22 protein-coding genes are annotated in these 17,001 nt (G+C 62.6%); 17 read left to right on the forward strand and 5 right to left on the reverse strand.

Annotated elements, in window-relative coordinates; translation table 11 throughout:
- Positions 1 to 18 precede the first annotated feature (18 nt).
- The gene (gene coaBC / locus QUG01_RS18160; protein WP_500831309.1) at positions 19 to 1,200 is read right to left on the reverse strand and encodes a bifunctional phosphopantothenoylcysteine decarboxylase/phosphopantothenate--cysteine ligase CoaBC; all 1,182 of its coding nucleotides are present in this window, start codon (positions 1,198 to 1,200) and stop codon (positions 19 to 21) included.
- 158 nt (positions 1,201 to 1,358) lie between these two features.
- Here coaBC and radC point away from each other — a divergent pair, with 158 nt between their 5' ends.
- The 7 genes from radC to QUG01_RS18195 all read left to right on the forward strand — a co-directional run bounded on the left by radC (position 1,359) and on the right by QUG01_RS18195 (position 6,085).
- Positions 1,359 to 2,033, forward strand: a complete 675-nt coding sequence (gene radC / locus QUG01_RS18165) for a RadC family protein (RefSeq protein ID WP_500831310.1) — start codon at positions 1,359 to 1,361, stop codon at positions 2,031 to 2,033.
- Between the two features lie 114 nt (positions 2,034 to 2,147).
- Complete coding sequence (locus QUG01_RS18170) at positions 2,148 to 2,399, forward strand: hypothetical protein (RefSeq protein ID WP_043626035.1); 252 nt, start codon at positions 2,148 to 2,150, stop codon at positions 2,397 to 2,399.
- 153 nt (positions 2,400 to 2,552) lie between these two features.
- Complete coding sequence (locus QUG01_RS18175; RefSeq protein WP_043626038.1) at positions 2,553 to 2,927, forward strand: Gfo/Idh/MocA family oxidoreductase; 375 nt, start codon at positions 2,553 to 2,555, stop codon at positions 2,925 to 2,927.
- A 186-nt stretch (positions 2,928 to 3,113) separates the two neighbouring features.
- On the forward strand, positions 3,114 to 3,563 hold the full coding sequence (locus QUG01_RS18180; protein WP_500831311.1) for a DUF2844 domain-containing protein: 450 nt from the start codon (positions 3,114 to 3,116) through the stop codon (positions 3,561 to 3,563).
- A gap of 11 nt (positions 3,564 to 3,574) precedes the next feature.
- Complete coding sequence (locus QUG01_RS18185; RefSeq protein WP_500831312.1) at positions 3,575 to 4,798, forward strand: DUF3443 domain-containing protein; 1,224 nt, start codon at positions 3,575 to 3,577, stop codon at positions 4,796 to 4,798.
- 236 nt (positions 4,799 to 5,034) lie between these two features.
- Entirely contained in the window at positions 5,035 to 5,295 is a 261-nt protein-coding gene (locus QUG01_RS18190; RefSeq protein WP_500831313.1) for a hypothetical protein, read from the forward strand.
- 229 nt (positions 5,296 to 5,524) lie between these two features.
- Complete coding sequence (locus tag QUG01_RS18195) at positions 5,525 to 6,085, forward strand: flavin reductase family protein (RefSeq protein WP_500831314.1); 561 nt, start codon at positions 5,525 to 5,527, stop codon at positions 6,083 to 6,085.
- 66 nt (positions 6,086 to 6,151) lie between these two features.
- Here the strand turns inward: QUG01_RS18195 and tyrS are convergent, their stop codons facing one another.
- Positions 6,152 to 7,426: a tyrosine--tRNA ligase gene (tyrS, locus tag QUG01_RS18200; RefSeq protein WP_500831315.1), complete on the reverse strand. Its 1,275-nt coding sequence runs from the start codon at positions 7,424 to 7,426 to the stop codon at positions 6,152 to 6,154.
- Between the two features lie 229 nt (positions 7,427 to 7,655).
- Between tyrS and QUG01_RS18205 the strand changes: the two genes are divergently transcribed.
- Complete coding sequence (locus tag QUG01_RS18205) at positions 7,656 to 8,312, forward strand: cytochrome b/b6 domain-containing protein (RefSeq protein WP_500831326.1); 657 nt, start codon at positions 7,656 to 7,658, stop codon at positions 8,310 to 8,312.
- 65 nt (positions 8,313 to 8,377) lie between these two features.
- Here QUG01_RS18205 and QUG01_RS18210 read toward each other — a convergent pair whose 3' ends face one another.
- A complete protein-coding gene (locus tag QUG01_RS18210; RefSeq protein ID WP_500831316.1) occupies positions 8,378 to 8,821 on the reverse strand; it encodes a c-type cytochrome in 444 nt (147 codons plus the stop codon).
- Positions 8,822 to 8,887: 66 nt separating this feature from the next.
- Positions 8,888 to 9,316 carry a c-type cytochrome gene (locus tag QUG01_RS18215; RefSeq protein WP_043627967.1) on the reverse strand — a complete coding sequence of 143 codons (429 nt, stop codon included), beginning with the start codon at positions 9,314 to 9,316 and terminating at the stop codon, positions 8,888 to 8,890.
- Positions 9,317 to 9,462: 146 nt separating this feature from the next.
- Between QUG01_RS18215 and QUG01_RS18220 the strand changes: the two genes are divergently transcribed.
- Genes QUG01_RS18220 through QUG01_RS18245 form a run of 6 tightly spaced genes read left to right on the forward strand, consistent with a single transcriptional unit; the run spans position 9,463 to position 13,542 of the window.
- Entirely contained in the window at positions 9,463 to 9,897 is a 435-nt protein-coding gene (locus QUG01_RS18220; protein WP_500831317.1) for a Fur family transcriptional regulator, read from the forward strand.
- Positions 9,898 to 9,913: 16 nt separating this feature from the next.
- On the forward strand, positions 9,914 to 10,831 hold the full coding sequence (locus tag QUG01_RS18225; RefSeq protein ID WP_500831318.1) for a CobW family GTP-binding protein: 918 nt from the start codon (positions 9,914 to 9,916) through the stop codon (positions 10,829 to 10,831).
- Entirely contained in the window at positions 10,828 to 11,013 is a 186-nt protein-coding gene (locus QUG01_RS18230) for a hypothetical protein (protein ID WP_500831319.1), read from the forward strand. Before QUG01_RS18225 ends, QUG01_RS18230 begins: the two co-directional genes overlap by 4 nt.
- Complete coding sequence (locus tag QUG01_RS18235; RefSeq protein ID WP_500831320.1) at positions 11,010 to 11,753, forward strand: metal ABC transporter ATP-binding protein; 744 nt, start codon at positions 11,010 to 11,012, stop codon at positions 11,751 to 11,753. The genes QUG01_RS18230 and QUG01_RS18235 overlap by 4 nt, the downstream gene beginning before the upstream one ends.
- Entirely contained in the window at positions 11,753 to 12,628 is an 876-nt protein-coding gene (locus tag QUG01_RS18240) for a metal ABC transporter permease (RefSeq protein WP_500831321.1), read from the forward strand. The genes QUG01_RS18235 and QUG01_RS18240 overlap by 1 nt, the downstream gene beginning before the upstream one ends.
- A gap of 17 nt (positions 12,629 to 12,645) precedes the next feature.
- The gene (locus tag QUG01_RS18245) at positions 12,646 to 13,542 is read left to right on the forward strand and encodes a metal ABC transporter substrate-binding protein (RefSeq protein ID WP_500831322.1); all 897 of its coding nucleotides are present in this window, start codon (positions 12,646 to 12,648) and stop codon (positions 13,540 to 13,542) included.
- Here the strand turns inward: QUG01_RS18245 and QUG01_RS18250 are convergent.
- Positions 13,523 to 14,200, reverse strand: coding sequence for a sulfite exporter TauE/SafE family protein (locus QUG01_RS18250; protein WP_500831323.1), 678 nt, complete (start codon positions 14,198 to 14,200; stop codon positions 13,523 to 13,525). The genes QUG01_RS18245 and QUG01_RS18250 overlap by 20 nt on opposite strands.
- Before the next feature lie 327 nt (positions 14,201 to 14,527).
- On the opposite strand from QUG01_RS18250, the gene QUG01_RS18255 reads away from it, so the two are divergent.
- The 3 genes from QUG01_RS18255 to QUG01_RS18265 all read left to right on the forward strand — a co-directional run bounded on the left by QUG01_RS18255 (position 14,528) and on the right by QUG01_RS18265 (position 16,867).
- Positions 14,528 to 15,310 (forward strand): enoyl-CoA hydratase, encoded by a 783-nt coding sequence (locus QUG01_RS18255; protein ID WP_500831324.1) that lies wholly within the window; start codon positions 14,528 to 14,530, stop codon positions 15,308 to 15,310.
- A 170-nt stretch (positions 15,311 to 15,480) separates the two neighbouring features.
- The gene (locus QUG01_RS18260; protein WP_071108422.1) at positions 15,481 to 16,380 is read left to right on the forward strand and encodes a LysR family transcriptional regulator; all 900 of its coding nucleotides are present in this window, start codon (positions 15,481 to 15,483) and stop codon (positions 16,378 to 16,380) included.
- Between the two features lie 31 nt (positions 16,381 to 16,411).
- Positions 16,412 to 16,867, forward strand: coding sequence for a hypothetical protein (locus tag QUG01_RS18265; RefSeq protein WP_500831325.1), 456 nt, complete (start codon positions 16,412 to 16,414; stop codon positions 16,865 to 16,867).
- Positions 16,868 to 17,001: the final 134 nt, after the last annotated feature.

Here is a 17,001-nt window from a genome sequence, read left to right on the forward strand (position 1 = left end):
CGCCCGATGGTTGATTCTTCAGCGTTTGGCCAGCAAGGCTGCCAGATGGCGGACGATGGCGGCGGCTACGTCATCCTTGGGCATGGCGGGCAGCGGGTGCTGGCCGGCGTCGTCCAGCAATACCACTTGGTTGTCGTCGGCCCCCATCGCCTGCTGCGCCAGATTGGCGACCAGCAGCGGCAGCTTCTTGCGCTGGCGCTTGGCTTCGGCAAACTCCAGCAGGTTCTGGCTTTCCGCGGCGAAACCGACGCAGAACGGCGCGGCCGGCAGCGCGGCGACGGTGGCCAGGATGTCTGGATTCTCTTCCAGTTCTATGGCGGGCATGCCGGCGGTTTTCTTGATCTTGTGCTCGCTGCGGTTCTTTACCCGATAATCGGCCACCGCCGCCACGGAAATGAACACGTCGCTGCGGCCGACTTCGCCGAGCACGGCCTGTTGCATTTCGGCGGCGCTTTGCACGTCTATTCTGCGGACATTCATCGGCGGGTCCAGATGGGTGGGGCCGGAAACCAGCGTCACCTCGGCGCCGGCGTCGCGGCAGGCGCGCGCCAGCGCGTAACCCATCTTGCCGGAGCTGATATTGGTGATGCCGCGCACCGTGTCTATAGCCTCATAGGTGGGGCCGGCGGTCAGCAGCACCTTTTTGCCGGCCAGCAGCTTGTCGGCGAAGAAGCCGCGCAGCAGCTCGACGATCTGATGCGGCTCCAGCATGCGGCCGTCGCCGGTTTCGCCGCAGGCCTGGGCGCCGTTGCCGGGGCCGAACACGGTCACGCCATCCGCCTGCAGCTGCGCGATGTTGCGCTGGTTGGGCGGGTTCTGCCACATCTGCAGATTCATGGCCGGCGCCACGATCAGCGGACAGGTGCGGGCCGAGGCCAGCGTGGAGATCAGGTCGTCGCAGCCGCCGTGCGCCAGCTTGAACAGCAGGTTGGCGGTGGCAGGCGCAATCAGGAACACATCGGCGCGGCGCGATAATTCGATGTGCGCCATGGCGTTGCTGGGGCGCGGGTCCCACAGGTCGGTGTAGACGGTGTGGCCGGACAGCGCCTGGAAGGTGGCGGGGGTGACGAAGCGGGTGGCCGATTCGGTCATCACCACTTCCACTTGGTGGCCTGCCTTGACCAGCAGCCGGGTCAGCTCGGCGGACTTGTAGGCGGCTATGCCGCCGCTGATGCCGAGGAGAATGCGTTTGGCGGTCATCGTTGGGTTCTTCGAAGCCGTAAACTGGCCATTTTAGCGGATTTAGTTCACCACGTGGCTCTGGCCTGGCCTAATGATGGCATGTTAATGTCATTGCTTGTTGCTATCTTGTTGGCCTGATGACACAAACAATGCTATAGCCAGAAGAGGGATGCGCCATGTCGATCGCCCATTGGCCGGAAGCGGAGCGGCCGCGCGAGAAATTATTGCGGCAAGGAGCCGCCGCCCTGAACGATTCAGAGTTGCTGGCCATTTTCCTGCGCACCGGCGTCAAGGGCATCAATGCGGTGGAATTGGCCAGGTTGCTGCTGCAGGAGTTCGGCTCCTTGACCGGTTTGTTGGGCGCCAGTCTGGAGCAATTCAAGGCCAAGCCCGGCTTGGGGGAGGCCAAGTACGCGCAGTTGATGGCGTGCACGGAATTGGCGCGGCGGGCCTTGTCCGAGCCGATGCGGCTGGGGGATGCGCTGTCCAGTCCGCGGCAGGTGCGGGATTATTTGCGCTTGAGCATAGGGCGGCGCGACGTCGAAACATTTGTTGTGATATTTTTGTCGGCACAAAACCGTTTGATTGAAGTCGAAGAAGTATTCAAGGGAACATTGACCGAGACCAGGGTGTATCCGCGGGAAGTGTTGCGGCGGGCTTTGCAGCACAATGCGGCGGCGCTGATCGTGGCGCACAATCATCCTTCCGGCGTCAGTGAACCTTCAAATGCGGATAGAATATTGACCGATACGCTCAAGCGTGCCTTGGAACTGGTCGATATCAGGTTACTGGATCATTTTGTGGTAACCGGCGGGCACGCGGAATCGTTCGCCGAACGTGGTTGGCTGTAGATGCAGGTTTTCGGTGTGATGGCTGTTTGACAGTGCCGCCATCAGGTACGGGGCTTGTGCAGTGCAACTGTCTGTTTGACCTTGTTCCCCTCACCGCATCACAAGGAGGTCATCATGAACATCCTGCGTTTGCTGAATGAGTCCGACTACATCCAGGTCAACAATCAATTCGTCAAGCCGGACTTCCATTCGGTATCGGAAGAGTTCTCCGACGACGACGACGTGGTGCTGGAGGCGAATCTGGATGGCCAGGAGCTGGTGCTGACCGTTGCCGACCTGACCGACGCCACGCCCTTGGCCGACGGTGGATTCTGGCTGGAAGGTCTGGGGTATCTGCGCTTTTTGTCGCAGCAGAATCTGCATTGAGTCCCGCAAGCATTTTTCTATCATGGCCCGGCGCAAGCCGGGCCATTTCATTTGCATCGCGCCCGATTTGACTTGCCTCAACTCCGTTTCGCCATGTTTGCACTACAGTGACACTGGTTATCTGTAAGTCATAAATGGAGAAGCGGGGTGCTTATGCAAAAGTTCAGAATCGGCATGGTGGGCGTGGGGGAGACCGGCACGCCGTTGCTGAAGCAGCTGCTGGATGCGCCATTTGTCGAGATGGTGGGCGTGGCGGATCTGGACCTGCAGTTGCCCGGCGTATTGCTGGCCAAGGAAAGAGGCGTGCCGGTGACCGACAATTTCATTGAGATCGCCGAGCAGGGCAGCCGGGTGGACATCATCATCGACGTCACGGGCTCGCGCAAGGTGCGGGAAGACCTGCGCCGTTATATGCAGTTTTCCGGCAATACCCACACGGTCATCGTGCATGAGCGGGTGGCATTGCTGATGTTGTCGCTGGGCGCCGGGCGCTGGGTGGAAACCCGGCACGACGAAATGACATATTGATTCTGTTGATGTGGCAGCTGTGCGGTCGGCCGTGAATCGCGGAAGACCAAACGAGAGGATGCGGGAGGCTTAAGCCTCCCGCTTTTTTTTTAACAAGATTGCCGTTTGCATTTCTAGTATGCTCAATTTGTAGTGCGGGCTTTGTCGGCGTGACTCAGGATAAAACAGATAAATGAGAGGTGGAAAATGAAGAGACCCTGCTTGTTCGTTTTTCTCTTGGCATGGCTGGCACCGGGCGCGCACGCTGCTTTGGGGCAGAAGTTCGACGCGGCTGCGGCGTCTGCCGCCGGGCATAAATTGCTGGCGACCCGTCCCGCCGCTATCGGCGGCGCCTACACCGTGCAAGACAGTTTGGATGCCTCCGGACGGCAGATTCGGCAGTATGTTTCCCTGGATGGGACGGTGTTTGCGGTGGCATGGAGCGGCCAGACCCATCCTGATCTGCAGTCGCTGCTGGGGGACTACTTTCCGGCCTTTCAGCAGGCGCAGCGGAATAATCGCAGCGGCCGCAATGTGCTGAGAGGGCAGGTGGGCAGTTTTATTGTCCATTCTTATGGCCGGATGGGCGCTTTCAACGGCTTTGCCTATGACTCCACCTTGTTGCCGGCAGGGGTGACGCCGGATCAATTGAAATAAAGGGAGCGAACATGAAAAGACTTCTGGTCAGCCTGTTTTCCCTTGTCCTGTTGCTGAGCGGTTGCGGAGGGGGCGGCGGCGATGCCGGCTCGTTCTCCAATGGCGGCAATAGCGGCAGCACCACATCCAACAGTGTCGCCATGATTGTCGATTCTGGTCCTGTCGGCGCGACGGGGCAGTTGAATCTGCCCTATGTGACGGTCAATGTATGTGTTCCCGGAACCAATACTTGCACGGCAATAGACCATGTTCTGGTCGATACAGGCTCCAGCGGGCTGCGCGTGTTGGCTTCGGCGCTGCAGAATGCGCTGCCCACTCAGTCTGTCGGGAGCCGGCAGGTGATGGAGTGCGCCCAGTTCGCCGATGGCTTCACCTGGGGAACGGTCAGTGCTGCCGATGTGAAGATCGCAGGAAAGACAGCTAGCGCCCTGCCGATCCAGGTGATCGCCGATGGCGCCTTGCCTTATCCCGTGCCGGCGGCTTGCTCGTCGACGGGCAGCAATGAAAGCAGCTTGGCGGCATTGGGCGCCAAGGGCATTGTTGGCGTGGGTTTGAGCTCAAAAGATTGCAGCAATTGCGCCGTTGTCAGCAGCAACGGCCTTTATTATCTGTGCAGCGGGCAGACTTGCCAGCAGGGCGCGGTGCCGCTGGCGCAGGAGGTGACCAATCCGGTGACGGCTTTCTCCGGCGACAACAACGGCGTTCTATTACAGCTGCCTAGCATAGACAACTATGGCGCGCCATCTGCGCAGGGCACGCTGACATTCGGCATCGCTACGCAATCGAACAATGCCATCCCCGGCTCGGCCAAGGCTTACCCGGTGTCCAGCGATGGCTTCACCATCACCACGGTTTACAATGGCCAGAGCTATCCCGGCTTCTTGGATAGCGGGTCGAACATTCTTTACTTCCCCAACGATGGCAGCGTTGCTACTTGCTCGGTGGGCGGGTCGACATGGTATTGCCCCAATGTTTCGTCGCCGCAGACGCAGAGTTTGAACGCGCAAGTGTCGGCCAGCAATGGCAGCAGCAGTACGATCAATTTCAACCTGATCAATGCGTCCATTCTCAACAGCAGCAATTATGCCGCCTTCCCCAGCCTGGCGGCGCCGATGACCGGAACGTTTGCCGGTTATTTTGACTGGGGCCTGCCTTTCTTCTATGGGCGCAGCGTGTTCATCGGGTTTGCCGGCAGCAGCAATCCACAGGGAAGCGGGGCGATGTATATTTTCTGATATTGATCATCTTGCAGTGCAGCAAGCTGTCGCCTATAACAGCAGTGTCATCACGATGACATCTCCTCTGTCTTGATGCTTGAGCATGATAGCAAACAGGCCCGCGCGTTCCGCCCGGGCCTTTTTTTATATCGACATCACTAAATGTCAGTTACTGAAATATTTATTTCATGCTACTTTTTTATGTCATCTTTATTTTTGGAATGGCAGTGAACGCGGCAAAAAGAATAAGACAATTGCTCGAACGGAAGGTGGACCCGGAGCAGGTAGCCGTATTGGTGGAGTTGGCGGTGGGGTTGCAAGTGGGGCGGCCGTTCGATTTGCGCCGTCTGTGCCGGCTGGAGCCCGAGTATTTCGAGCTGGGCGTGGATCTGATGCGCGACTGGCGCTTCAATTACCATATCGCCGCGCGCAGCAAGCTGTTCGAGGACATCCTGGCCCGCGATCATGGCTTGCAGAGCCGGATGTGCCATCTTGGCTCGGCTGCTGCGCATTGATCATTGCTGCAAGGGGCTGTTGAGGTTTGGTGGGCGGTCGCGCCGGGATGCGTTTTGCGACGAATCGAGGCGTTTCGCGCGCCGCATAGTCATTCTCTGCCAGCGCGGAACAACGAAGAGTCGGCGCGAAAGGCGCCCGGCCCTGCGGGTTTGGCGAAGCGCAAACGCGATCCACTCACCAAACCTCAACAGCCCCTATAATCGTTTCTTTGCCGAAACGGAGACGACGATGCTGGCGGATGTTGAATTGGCCAAGGCCTACCGGCTGCTGAATCATGGCCCCACCGTGCTGGTGAGCAGCGCGGCGGGCGGGCGGCGCAATGTGATGGCGGCGGCTTGGGCCATGCCGCTGGACTTCGATCCGCCCAAGGTGCTGGTGGTGATAGACAAATCCACCTACAGCCGCGAACTGATTGAGCAGAGCGGCGAATTCATACTCAATATTCCGTGCCGCGCCCAAGCGGCGCAGGTGGTGCAGGTCGGCAGCGAGACCGGCCGCGATGAAGACAAGTTCGCCGCCAGCGGTTTGGAGCCGTTGTCGGCGCAGCAGGTGGCGGCGCCTCGGGTGGCCGGCTGCATCGCCTACCTGGAGTGCCAAGTTGTGCCGGAGCCGCATAATCAGCAGCGCTATGACTTGTTCATCGGCGAGGTGGTGGCGGCGCAGGCCGACGATGCGGTGTTCCGTGCCGGGCATTGGCATTTTGAAGACGCCGATGCGGCGAAGCGCAGTTTGCATTACATCGCCGGCGGCGCTTTTTTCGCCACGGGCGAGGCATTCAGCGTGGCCTGAGTCCGGCCCGCAGGCATCAAAAAAGCCCGTCGCAAGGACGGGCTTTTGCGTTTGGGACGAGGCGCTTTATTGCCAGTCCACCAGCGCGTACAGCTTCTTGCCGCGCTTGAGCAGCGAGTACTGGCCGAACAGGCGTTCATTGTCGCCGATGGCGTGCTCCAGGCTGTCCACCTTGATGCCATTGACGCTGACCGCGCCGCTCTGGATGAAGGTGCGCGCCTCGCTTTTGGACTTGGCCAGGCCGCCGGCCGCCAGCGCGTCGATCAGGCCGTTGGCGCTCTTGTCCAGCTGGATGGTCGGCAGGCCGTCTTGCGCCAGCTGGGCGAAGTCGTCGGCGGTCAGGCTGGACAGGTCGTTGCTGAACAGGCTGTGGGTGATGCGCTGCGCGGCTTCCAGCGCAGCCTTGCCGTGCACCAGCTCGGTGACTTGCTCGGCCAGGATGCGTTGGCCTTCCGGCTTGCCTTCGCGGGTCTTGTCGGCCTCTTCGATGGCGGCGATCTCGTCCACCGACAGGAAAGAAAAGTAGCGCAGGAACTTGTACACGTCGGCGTCGGCGGTTGACAGCCAGAACTGGTAGAAGGCGTAAGGCGAGGTCTTCTTGGCGTCCAGCCAGATGGTGCCGGATTCGGTCTTGCCGAACTTGGTGCCGTCGGCCTTGGTCACCAGCGGCATGGTCAGGCCGAAGACCTGGGTCTGGTTCAGGCGGCGGGTCAGGTCGGTGCCGGCGGTGATGTTGCCCCACTGGTCGGAACCGCCGATCTGCAGCTTGCAGCCCAGGCGCCGGTTCAGTTCGGCGAAGTCGTAACCCTGCAGCAGGCTGTAGGAGAATTCGGTGTAGGAAATGCCCTGGTCCTCGCGGGCGATGCGCTGCTGCACCGCCTCTTTCTTGATCATGGCGTTGACCGAGAAGTGCTTGCCGATGTCGCGCAGGAACTCCAGCGCGTTCATTTTGCCGAACCAGTCGTAATTGTTGGCCATCAGGGCCGCATTGTCGCCTTCGAAGCTGAGGAAGGGCTCGACCTGCTTGCGGATCTTCTCCACCCAGCTTTCGATGACATCCGGGGTGTTCAGCTTGCGCTCGGTGGCTTTGAAGCTCGGATCGCCTATCATGCCGGTGGCGCCGCCCACCAGCGCCACCGGGCGGTGGCCGGCGCGCTGGAAGCGCTTCAGCATCAGGATGGGTACCAGGCTGCCGATGTGCAGGCTGTCTGCCGTTGGATCGAAGCCGCAATAAAGCGTAACCGATTCCTTGTTCAGCAGTTCTTGCAGCGCAGCCATATCGGTGGTTTGCGCGATGAGGCCACGGGCCTCCAGATCCTGAAGAAGGGCGGTTTGCGTCATTTGACTGGGTCTCCAACACGGTAAGTAAACGGCCAGCCGGCCGCTGGAAAAAAACTGCTCCAGCGGGCGCTTGCGGCATCCGGCTGGAGTGGGAAGGCTTATCTTAACCGAAATTGCCGCAAAATGGCGGGGGTATTGTCCGTTTTGTATGGGTAAAATCGCGCGCGGCTTCAAGCGTCCGCCTCATTGCGGCAGAATGTGCGCAGATACAGTATGGAAAGGGAATGTGATGACGCAGCAAGTCAAGGTGTGGGACGTGCCTACCCGTTTGTTTCACTGGACGCTGGTCGTTTTGTTCGGCGCCATGTGGTTCTGCGCCGAGCAAGGCGGGGATTGGCTGCAATACCATATCTATTGCGGCGTGGCGCTGGCCTCGCTGCTGGTGTTTCGGCTGATCTGGGGCGTGGTGGGCAGCCAGACCGCCCGGTTCTCCAGCTTCGTGCATGGGCCGCGAACCATTGTTCGCTATCTGAAAGGCGAATTGCCGGAGCGCGAGGCGCCGGGGCACAATCCGCTGGGTGGCTGGATGGTCGTGGTGATGTTGCTGGCGCTGGGCGCGCAGGTGCTGACGGGCTTGTTCGCCGCCGATGTGGACAGCTATCTGTACGACGGCCCGCTGGCCAAGCACATCGACAGCGGCTTGGCCGAATCCGCCACCGGCGCGCATAAACTGCTGTTCAATGGCTTGCTGGGGCTGGTGGCGCTGCATCTGACAGCCATCGTGCTGTACCGCCTGGTAAAGAAGCAGAACCTGGTGGCGCCGATGCTGACCGGCTACAAGAGGATCGCCGGCGAGCAGCCCCGGCTGCATTTCGTCCATGGCGCGCTGGCGTTGGCGGCGCTGCTATTGTCGGCGGGCGGCCTGTATTTCGCGCTGCTGCGCTGAAGCGCTTTCGCGCAAAACGACAAAGCCGGCAATCGCCGGCTTTTTGCTTGCCATCACGCAGGCGCTTACTTTTCCGGGCCGCGGAAGGCGTCGTGACAGGTTTTGCAGCTTTGCGCCACTTGGCCGTAGCTCTTCTTGATCGCGGCCAGGTCGCCGTTCTTGGCGACGGCGGCAAGGTTGTCCACCGATTTCAGGAAGGCGTCCTTGTCGGCCTGGAATTTGGCCGGCTGGCTCCAGATTTCCGGCTTGGCACGGCTCTTGCCGGTGATGCTGCCGGCCGGGAAGTGCTTGAACGGCTCGGCGGCCAGCGTTTTCAGCGCTTCGGCCTGCTGCGCGAACTTGGCCTGGTCGTACGGCGCGCGTTCCCGCACCGCCATGCCCATGGGCTCGAAGGATTGCAGCAGCATCTTCTTGAATGCCTTGGTGCGGACTTCGGCCGGGGTGTCGTCGGCGTGGGCGGCGGGAATGGCGATGGCTGCCAGCAGCAGCGCGGTCAGTATCTTGTTCATGGCATCTGAGTGGGAGTGGGCAGTCAATGGCGGCGCTGAGCGCCGCCGGGCATGCAAGGAGTGGGATCAATCCTTGCGGAAGTCCTTGTGACAGGCTTTGCAGGTCTGCTGGGTGGCGCCGAACTGGGTCTTGATCGCGGCCAGATCGCCGGCCAGCGCCACTTGTTTCAGCTTGGCGGTGGCGGCCTTGTGGTTGTCGATGGCCTTCTGCCAGTCGGCCGGCTTGCTCCAGATCTCCGGCTTGGCGTCAGTCTTGCCGGCGTTGCTGCCTGCCGGGAAGTATTGCCACGGCTGTTGCGACAATTGTTCCAGCTGGGTGGCCAGCTTGGCGAATTCATCCTTGTTGTAAGGCGTGTCGCCCTTCACCATCTTGCCCATCGCGCCGACGACCGGCTTGTATTGCTTGAAGACATCCTTGCGCTGGCTGATCGGATCCGCGGCGAAGGCCTGGCTGGCCATCAGCAGCGCCAGTGAGGCCACCAACATCTTTTTCATCGAAATCCCCTGACTATGGCATGGAAACGGAACGTGCCAGCCTATCACAGCGCCGCGGCATCCAAAACCCGCAAAGTGTAAAGGGTTGGCGTGTAGGATGTTATAAAGTAACATTGTTCAGTTTTCGACTGAAGCGACCCACGCGCATGGACCGATCCGACTATCTTGCCGCCGCCGAGCGTCATTGCGCCGCGCGCGGCAGCAAGCTCACTGATTTGCGCCGCCAGGTGCTGGAACTGGTGCTGAACCACCGTGGCGTGGTCAAGGCCTACCAGGTGCTGGCCGATTTGCAGCAGCAGCGCGGCTCCGCCGCGCCGCCCACTGTCTACCGCGCGCTGGACTTCCTGGTGGAGCACGGCCTGTTGCACAAGGTGGACGCGCTCAACGGCTTCATCGTCTGCGATCATTTCGATTGCCAGCATGAGAGCCTGATCCTGGTGTGCGAGCAATGCGGCCGCGTCAATGAAGTCGACGCCGCCGGCGGGCTGGCCAGCCTGCGCGACATGGCCCAGGCGGCCGGTTTCACGCTCAGCCCGCAAAATCTGGTGCTGGCAGGCCGTTGCCAGTCCTGTATCGCTTGAACTGCGCAAGAATTCCATGAAAAAAACCAAAGTTAATCTGTTCACCGGCTTTCTCGGCGTCGGCAAGACCACCGCGCTGCGCCACCTGATCGCCAACCGGCCCGCCCATGAAAAGTGGGCGGTCATCGTCAACGAGTTCGGCGAAGTCGGCATCGACGGCGCCGCGCTGCTGAATGACGAGCTGGCGGTGGCCGAAATCGCCGGCGGCTGTCTGTGCTGCGTCGCCGGCCCGCAAATGACCGCCACCGTGGCCACGCTGTTGCGCCGCGAGAAGCCGGACCGCCTGCTGATCGAAGCCAGCGGCCTCGCCCATGCGGCCGGCGTCATCGACGAATTGCGCGCCAATCCGTTGGGCGAGGCGCTGGAAGTGGCAGCCGTGCTGACGCTGGTGGACCCGCGCCAATTCATCCAGCCCGACTACCACCGCCAGCCCTTGTACCGCGACCAGATTTCCATCGCCGATGTGCTGGTGGCCAACAAGATAGACACCGCCGACATCCCGACCATGGAAGCCTTCCGCGCGCAGGCGGCGGCGCTGTTTCCGCCCAAGTCGCTGATCGGCGAGGTGCGAGACGGCCAGCTGGACGTGGCCTGGCTGGACGCGGAACTCGCCGCCAAGCCGCGCTACCGCCCCGCGGTGCTGCCGGACAATGCCAGCGCCTGGCAGTCGGCCGGCTGGACTTTCGATCCCGGGCTGAACTTCGACGGCGAGCGCCTGACCCGCTTCTTCGACGACTTGCCCAAGAGAGTGCCGGGCCTGGTTCGCGCCAAGGGCGTGTTCCGCGTGCTGGACAGCTGGGTGTGGCTGAACTGGGCGGCCGGGCAGTGGGGCGCGGCCCAGGTGTCGTGGCGGCGCGACAGCCGCTTCGAGCTGATCGCGCCGGCGTTTGAGGCCGAGCAGGTGGAAGCCTGGCTGAAGGAGTGTCTGGAATGAGTCAAGCGCATTCTCACGGCCATGGTCATGCGCATGCCGGCCATCAGCACCTCACGGCATCCAATCTGCGCCCGCCGCTGAGCCTGCTGTCGATGTCGGCCGGCCAGCGCGTGCTGCTGACGCTGCTGCCCTTGGCCGGGCTGTGGCTGCTGGTGTGGTGGGCCTTGCAGGAGTTGGCATGAGCATAGTGTTGAACAACCTGACGGTGTCCTACCAGCGCCACCCGGCGGTGCACCATATCAGCGGCCGCTTCGCCGAAGGCGACGCCACCGCGATTTGCGGCCCGAACGGCGCCGGCAAGAGCACGCTGCTGAAGGCGATGATAGGCGCGCTGACGCCCGATTCCGGCAACGTGGACCTGAACGGTTATCGCCGCGCCGACATCGCCTATCTGCCGCAGCAGGCGGAGATAGACCGCAGCATGCCGGTGAGCGTGCTGGAGCTGGTCGGCACCGGCCTGTGGCACAAGAGCGGCCCGTTCGGACGGGTGGGGCGCGACGGCCATGCCCGCGCCATCGACGCGCTGGAGCAGGTGGGACTGGCCGATTTCGCGCTGCGTCCGATCGCCGCGCTGTCCAGCGGCCAGTTTCAGCGCGTGCTGTTCGCCCGCATTCTGGTGCAGGACGCCAGTTTGATCCTGCTCGACGAGCCCTTCAACGCGGTGGACGCCAAGACCACCGAGGACCTGTTGCAGCTGATCGCGCGCTGGCGCGGCGAAAAGCGCACCGTCATCGCCGTGCTGCACGACGCCCTGCAGGTGAGGACGCATTTTCCGCACACCTTGCTGATGGCGCGCGAAGTGATCGCCTGGGGCGACAGCGCCTCGGCATTGAGCGAAGACAATCTGCGGCGCGCGGTGGAAACCGCCGCCCATTGGCAGGCCCAGGCGCCGGTTTGCGGCCTGGATGGAGTGAGCGCCTGATGCAACATTTGTACGATCTTCTGGTTTCGCCGTTTGTCGAGTTCGCCTTCATGCGCCGCGCCCTGGCCGGTTGCCTGGCGCTGGCGCTGGGTTCCGGCCCCATCGGCCTGTTCCTGGTGATGCGCCGGATGAGCCTGATGGGCGACGCGATGAGCCACGCGGTGCTGCCCGGCGCCGCCATCGGCTTCATGTTCGCCGGCCTCAGCCTGCCGGCGATGAGCCTGGGCGGCTTCTTCGCCGGCGTGCTGGTGGCCTTGCTGGCCGGCCTGGCCACCCGCTTCACCAGCATCAAGGAGGATGCCAGCTTCGCCGCCTTCTATCTGTTGTCGCTGTCGCTGGGCGTATTGCTGGTGTCGAAAGGCGGCAGCAATGTCGACCTGATGCACATCCTGTTCGGCTCGGTGCTGGCCGTGGATGACGCAGCGCTGTATCTGGTGTCCGGCGTAGCCACGGTGACATTGTTGACGCTGGCCGTCATCTATAGGCCGCTGCTGCTGGAAAGCCTGGATCCGGTCTACCTGCGCGCCGTGGGCGCGCGCGGCGCCTGGTGGCATCTGCTGTTCCTGATGCTGGTGGTGCTGAACCTGGTGGCGGGCTTCCAGTCGCTGGGCACGCTGATGGCGGTGGGCTTGATGATGCTGCCGGCCATCACTTCGCGGCTGTGGACCGAGCGCATCGAGGCCATGCTGGCCTTGTCGGTTGGCATCGCCTTTGCCAGCGGCCTGGGCGGCTTGTTGCTGTCCTATCACTTTGAACTGCCGTCCGGGCCGGCCATCATCCTGCTGGCCGGCGTGGTCTACCTGTTGTCCTTGCTGTTCGCGCCCGTGGGTGGGGCGCTGCCGCGCTACATCCGGGCGCGCCATCTCGAATCTTGAACCGAAGGGGAAGCCTCATGAAGAAGACTCTAGCCGCATTGCTGCTGCTGGGCATGCCGGCCTTGGCGCTGGCCAAGCTGCCAGTGGTGGCCAGTTTCAGCATCATCGCCGATATGACCCGCGAAATCGGCGGCGACCGCGTGGAAGTGGTGTCCTTGGTCGGACCGGATCAGGACGCGCACGTGTTTCAGCCGTCTCCTGCCGATATCAAGAAAGTGTCCGCCGCCAAAGTGCTGGTGGTGAACGGCCTGGGCCTGGAAGGCTGGATGTCGCGGCTGGACAAGGCCGCCAATTTCCGCGGCGTGACCGTGGTGGCGTCCAAGGGCGTCAAGACTCGCCAAGCGCCGGAAGAGGAACATGCCGAAGGCGATCACGGCCATGATCATGGCGACGTCGATCCGCATGCCTGGCATGACCCGTCGCGGGTGCAGACCTATATCCGCAACATCAGCGCCGGCCTGATCCAGGCCGACCCGGCCGGCAAGGCCGAATACCAGCGCCGCGCCGCCGACTACGCGGCCAAGGTGCAGGCGCTGGACGACTGGGCCAAGCGGCAGTTCGCCAGCGTGCCGGCGGCCAAGCGCAAGATGTTGACGTCGCATGACGCTTTTGGCTATCTGGGCGAGCATTATCAGCTGCAGGTGCTGGCGATCCAGGGCGTCAGCACCGAATCCGAAGCCTCGGCCAAGGGGGTGGCGCAACTGACGCGCCAAGTGCGCAATGAGCGCGTCAAGGCGGTGTTCATGGAGAACATGACCGACGCCCGTTTGCTGAAGCAATTGTCCACCGAAGCCAAGGTGCAGATCGGCGGCAAGCTATACGCCGACGCGTTGTCTGGCCCCAAGGGCCCGGCGGCCAGTTATCTGCAGCTGATGCGCTACAACGTCGAAACCATCATGAAATCGTTCCGCTGACGAGTTGAATCAGGCGCCAAGCGCCGATTCCCGCCACGCCCAGTCCGGCTGCCAGCCGTATTGGGCGTTGTTGCATCCAGCGGCGCAAGCCGTCGGCGAACACGCCCATCAGCAACAGGTTGGGCAAGGTGCCCAGGCCGAAGGCCAGCATCAAGCCGGCGCCATGCCAGGCTGAGCCGCTGGCCAATGCCGAGATCGACGCGCTGTACACCAGGCCGCAGGGCAGCCAGCCCCACACCGCGCCCACCGCCAGCGCGCCGGCCAGGCTGCGCACCGGCAGCAGCCGGCCAACCAATGGCTGCAGGCGCCGCCATACCGGCTGTCCCAATTTTTCCAGCAAGACGATGGCTTGGCCGAAGCCCGCCAGATACAGGCCCATGGCCACCAGCATCAGATTGGCCAGGGCCAGCAATGCCAGTTGGTAGGGGTGGGATGAGGCCAGGCTCAGGCCGGCGGAGGCGAGGCCGCCCAGCAGGGCGCCGATCAGGGCATAGCTGGCGAGCCGGCCCAGGTTGTAGCCGGCCAGCACGCGCCAACGCGCGTAACCTGCGGGATGATGGAGTGTAAGGGCGGCGACGATGCCGCCGCACATGCCGACGCAGTGGCCGCCGCCCAACAGGCCGGCTGCCAGCAGAATCCAGAAATTGGTTTCGATCATGCCGCAAAACGTGGATCAAAGCTCTATGGTAACAGAGCGGCATGACGAAGATGCTTGTCCAACCGTTTGTGGATTCTTTTTGGCATTGTTGAAACGAACATTCTACAAAAAAGGTTGGATATAATTGTTTCGCCTACTGGCCAAAAGGACAGTTTGCAAAGAAAATGTCACGTCGGGCGAAACAGGGAGGCGATGCCGCCAGCAGGCGACACGTACTTCCGGCCCAGATTCGGACCGCGCATTGGGAGCGGTCGGCGCGCTCTCGCGCCGCTCGGGGCGGTCCGGACTGCCAACGAAAGAAAACGGGGATACAGTGAGGAACACAATATGGCCAGGTATTTAACACTTGAACGGCTGGGCAAATCAGCCATCGTCACGCTTTCCAACCTGCCAGCCAATTTGCTGACCACCGATGGTCTGAACGAATTGGCCTCGACGCTGCAGGCGTTGAACGCTGACGACGGCGTGCGTTCGGTGGTGATTACCGGCGCCGGCGATACGTTTTTTTCCGCCGGAGCGGATTTGAAGCAATTCGCTTCCGGGAATAAGGCGGAAGCCGATGTCTTGCTGCAGGCTTTCGCCAATGCGCTGCAGGCGATTCGCAATTATCGCGGCGTCACCGTTGCGGCGGTCAATGGCTTCGCCCTGGGTGGCGGCCTGGAGTGCGCGCTGGTGTGCGACTACATCATCGCCGAGCGCGGCGCCAAGCTGGGCTTGCCGGAAGCCAAGGTCGGCCTGATTCCGGCCGCCGGCGGCACCAAGACCCTGGCCGACAAGGTGGGCGTATCCTGGGCCAAGCGCATCATTCTGGGCGGCGAGCAGGTCAGCGCCGAACAGGCGCTGCAGATCGGCTTGATCGAGGAGGTCGTCGATCAGGGCTTCGCCAAGATCGTCGCGGTCAGCCTGGCCAACAAGGTCGCCAGCCAGGCGCCGAGCTCGGTCGCCGCCGCGCGCAAATTGATAGAGGACAGCCCGAATCTGACCCTGGACGAACACCTGAAGCGCGAGCGCGCCGCCACCCTGAACCTGATCGGCGGCGATGAGCAAGTGGAAGGCGTGGCGGCCTTCCTGGCCAAGCGCGCGCCAAGCTGGATGCAGGACGACGATTAAGGCTGCCCCCTGCGCGCGCCATGAACAAACCGCCTGTCTACATGCATTGTGGCAGGCGGTTTGTCTTTGAGCGAAGGCGGAACCCTGTGCTAGCCTAGACGGCGTTTGGCCTATAACCATCGACGCGCGGATACGACGCGGCGCGGGCAGTGGAAGAAACAGGGGAGAACATGGAAATCTACCAGTTGCGGACCTTTGTCACGGTGGCCCAGCAGGGCCACTTGACGCAGGCGGCCGAACTGTTGCACCTGTCGCAACCGGCAGTGACGGCGCAGATCAAAGCGCTGGAAGAAGAGGTGGGCATGCCCTTGTTCGAGCGCAGCGCCGGCGGCGTCAGCCTGACGCGCGCGGGGCAGGAGCTGCTGCCGCAGGCGCAGGGCGTGCTGACGGCGGCGCGCGACATCATCCATCACGCGCGCGAACTGAAGGGCCAACTGGCGGGCCAGGCCAGGATAGGCGTGACGCTGATGCCTGACGTTCTGCGGCTGGGCCCGTGGGTGGCGGCGCTGGTGGACAAGTATCCGCTGCTGGAAGTGCAACTGAGCCACGGCGTTTCGGTGGATGTGCTCAATCTGGTGCGCAAGAAAGAGCTGGATGCCGGCTTCTACCTGGGCAAGAACCCGTATATGAACGTCAACACCGTGCCCTTGCAGACGCTGGCTTTCCGCGTCGCCCTGCCGGCGGCCTGGGCCGGCCAATTGGCCGAAGGCAGGCTCAAGGAGTTGGGCAAACTGCCCTGGGTCGGCATTTCGCAGTTTTCCAGCTTGTCCAAGATCACGGCCGAATTGTGGCGCGAACTCAATATCTCCCCCAAGAAAGTCGCCGAGAGCGACCACCTGTCGGTGATTCTGGAGCTGGTGGCGGCCGGCGTCGGCGTGGCCCTGGTGCGGGAGGAGGACGCGCTGGCCTGGCAGGCCAGCGGCCGCATCTGGCTGGTGCCGGCGCTGCGCAAGACCGCCGACCTGCAGTTTGTCTATCCCTCGGACCGCGATGGCGATCCGGTGCTGGAAACCCTGTTGCGGGAGCTGCTGGCGGTTTGGCGGCTTCCCTGTCCGCAATCCGCGGCTTAAGGCGCTCTGCGCCATCTGATGAGGAGGTTCCATGGTCAGCTTGCTGGTCGATGCGGTGGAAAGCTGTTGCGGCGCGATGGAAAGCGGGCACAAGCGCTGGCTGGAGGCGCAAGAGGAGGTCTATCGCCACTGGCTGTGGCCGCTGGCCCCGAGCTTCGCCTTGTCGAAAGGAGAGGTGGAGCGCCGCGTGGACGGCAGCCTGCTGGCCGGCGCCGCCTTGTGGCAGGCACAGGCCGACACCCAGCGCGAACTGATGCTGGCGGTCGAGAGGTTGTGGCTGGAAATGGGGCGTAATCTGCAACAGCAACTGCCCGATGGCGACGCCGCGCCGATCGCTGTGATGCGCCGAGCCCTGGAGGTCGGCTGTGCTTCCGGCGCGGCCCTGTCCACTGCGTCGCGCCAGGCAGGCCACTTTGCCGCCACCAATTTTTCCGGCACGCCGCTGAAGGCCGCGCGGGATGTGCGCAAGGTGCTGATGCAGCGTTAGCGTGGCTTGGCCCCTGGCCGGTGTTATGCTTGCCGTATGCATGGCGCGAGGCGTCGACTAGGGGCTGTTGACGTTTTGTGAGCGGTCGCGCCGGGATGCGTTTTGCGACGAATCGAGGCGTTTCGCGCGCCGCA

The organism is Chromobacterium sp. CCUG 76385, assembly GCF_059916625.1.

Coding starts and splice junctions, on each gene's coding strand:
- coaBC (WP_500831309.1), bottom strand. CDS start 1,200: ATGACCGCCAAACGCATTCTCCTCGGCATCAGCGGCGGCATAGCCGCC.
- radC (WP_500831310.1), top strand. CDS start 1,359: ATGTCGATCGCCCATTGGCCGGAAGCGGAGCGGCCGCGCGAGAAATTA.
- QUG01_RS18170 (WP_043626035.1), top strand. CDS start 2,148: ATGAACATCCTGCGTTTGCTGAATGAGTCCGACTACATCCAGGTCAAC.
- QUG01_RS18175 (WP_043626038.1), top strand. CDS start 2,553: ATGCAAAAGTTCAGAATCGGCATGGTGGGCGTGGGGGAGACCGGCACG.
- QUG01_RS18180 (WP_500831311.1), top strand. CDS start 3,114: ATGAAGAGACCCTGCTTGTTCGTTTTTCTCTTGGCATGGCTGGCACCG.
- QUG01_RS18185 (WP_500831312.1), top strand. CDS start 3,575: ATGAAAAGACTTCTGGTCAGCCTGTTTTCCCTTGTCCTGTTGCTGAGC.
- QUG01_RS18195 (WP_500831314.1), top strand. CDS start 5,525: ATGCTGGCGGATGTTGAATTGGCCAAGGCCTACCGGCTGCTGAATCAT.
- tyrS (WP_500831315.1), bottom strand. CDS start 7,426: ATGACGCAAACCGCCCTTCTTCAGGATCTGGAGGCCCGTGGCCTCATC.
- QUG01_RS18205 (WP_500831326.1), top strand. CDS start 7,656: ATGACGCAGCAAGTCAAGGTGTGGGACGTGCCTACCCGTTTGTTTCAC.
- QUG01_RS18210 (WP_500831316.1), bottom strand. CDS start 8,821: ATGAACAAGATACTGACCGCGCTGCTGCTGGCAGCCATCGCCATTCCC.
- QUG01_RS18215 (WP_043627967.1), bottom strand. CDS start 9,316: ATGAAAAAGATGTTGGTGGCCTCACTGGCGCTGCTGATGGCCAGCCAG.
- QUG01_RS18220 (WP_500831317.1), top strand. CDS start 9,463: ATGGACCGATCCGACTATCTTGCCGCCGCCGAGCGTCATTGCGCCGCG.
- QUG01_RS18225 (WP_500831318.1), top strand. CDS start 9,914: ATGAAAAAAACCAAAGTTAATCTGTTCACCGGCTTTCTCGGCGTCGGC.
- QUG01_RS18230 (WP_500831319.1), top strand. CDS start 10,828: ATGAGTCAAGCGCATTCTCACGGCCATGGTCATGCGCATGCCGGCCAT.
- QUG01_RS18235 (WP_500831320.1), top strand. CDS start 11,010: ATGAGCATAGTGTTGAACAACCTGACGGTGTCCTACCAGCGCCACCCG.
- QUG01_RS18240 (WP_500831321.1), top strand. CDS start 11,753: ATGCAACATTTGTACGATCTTCTGGTTTCGCCGTTTGTCGAGTTCGCC.
- QUG01_RS18245 (WP_500831322.1), top strand. CDS start 12,646: ATGAAGAAGACTCTAGCCGCATTGCTGCTGCTGGGCATGCCGGCCTTG.
- QUG01_RS18250 (WP_500831323.1), bottom strand. CDS start 14,200: ATGATCGAAACCAATTTCTGGATTCTGCTGGCAGCCGGCCTGTTGGGC.
- QUG01_RS18255 (WP_500831324.1), top strand. CDS start 14,528: ATGGCCAGGTATTTAACACTTGAACGGCTGGGCAAATCAGCCATCGTC.
- QUG01_RS18260 (WP_071108422.1), top strand. CDS start 15,481: ATGGAAATCTACCAGTTGCGGACCTTTGTCACGGTGGCCCAGCAGGGC.
- QUG01_RS18265 (WP_500831325.1), top strand. CDS start 16,412: ATGGTCAGCTTGCTGGTCGATGCGGTGGAAAGCTGTTGCGGCGCGATG.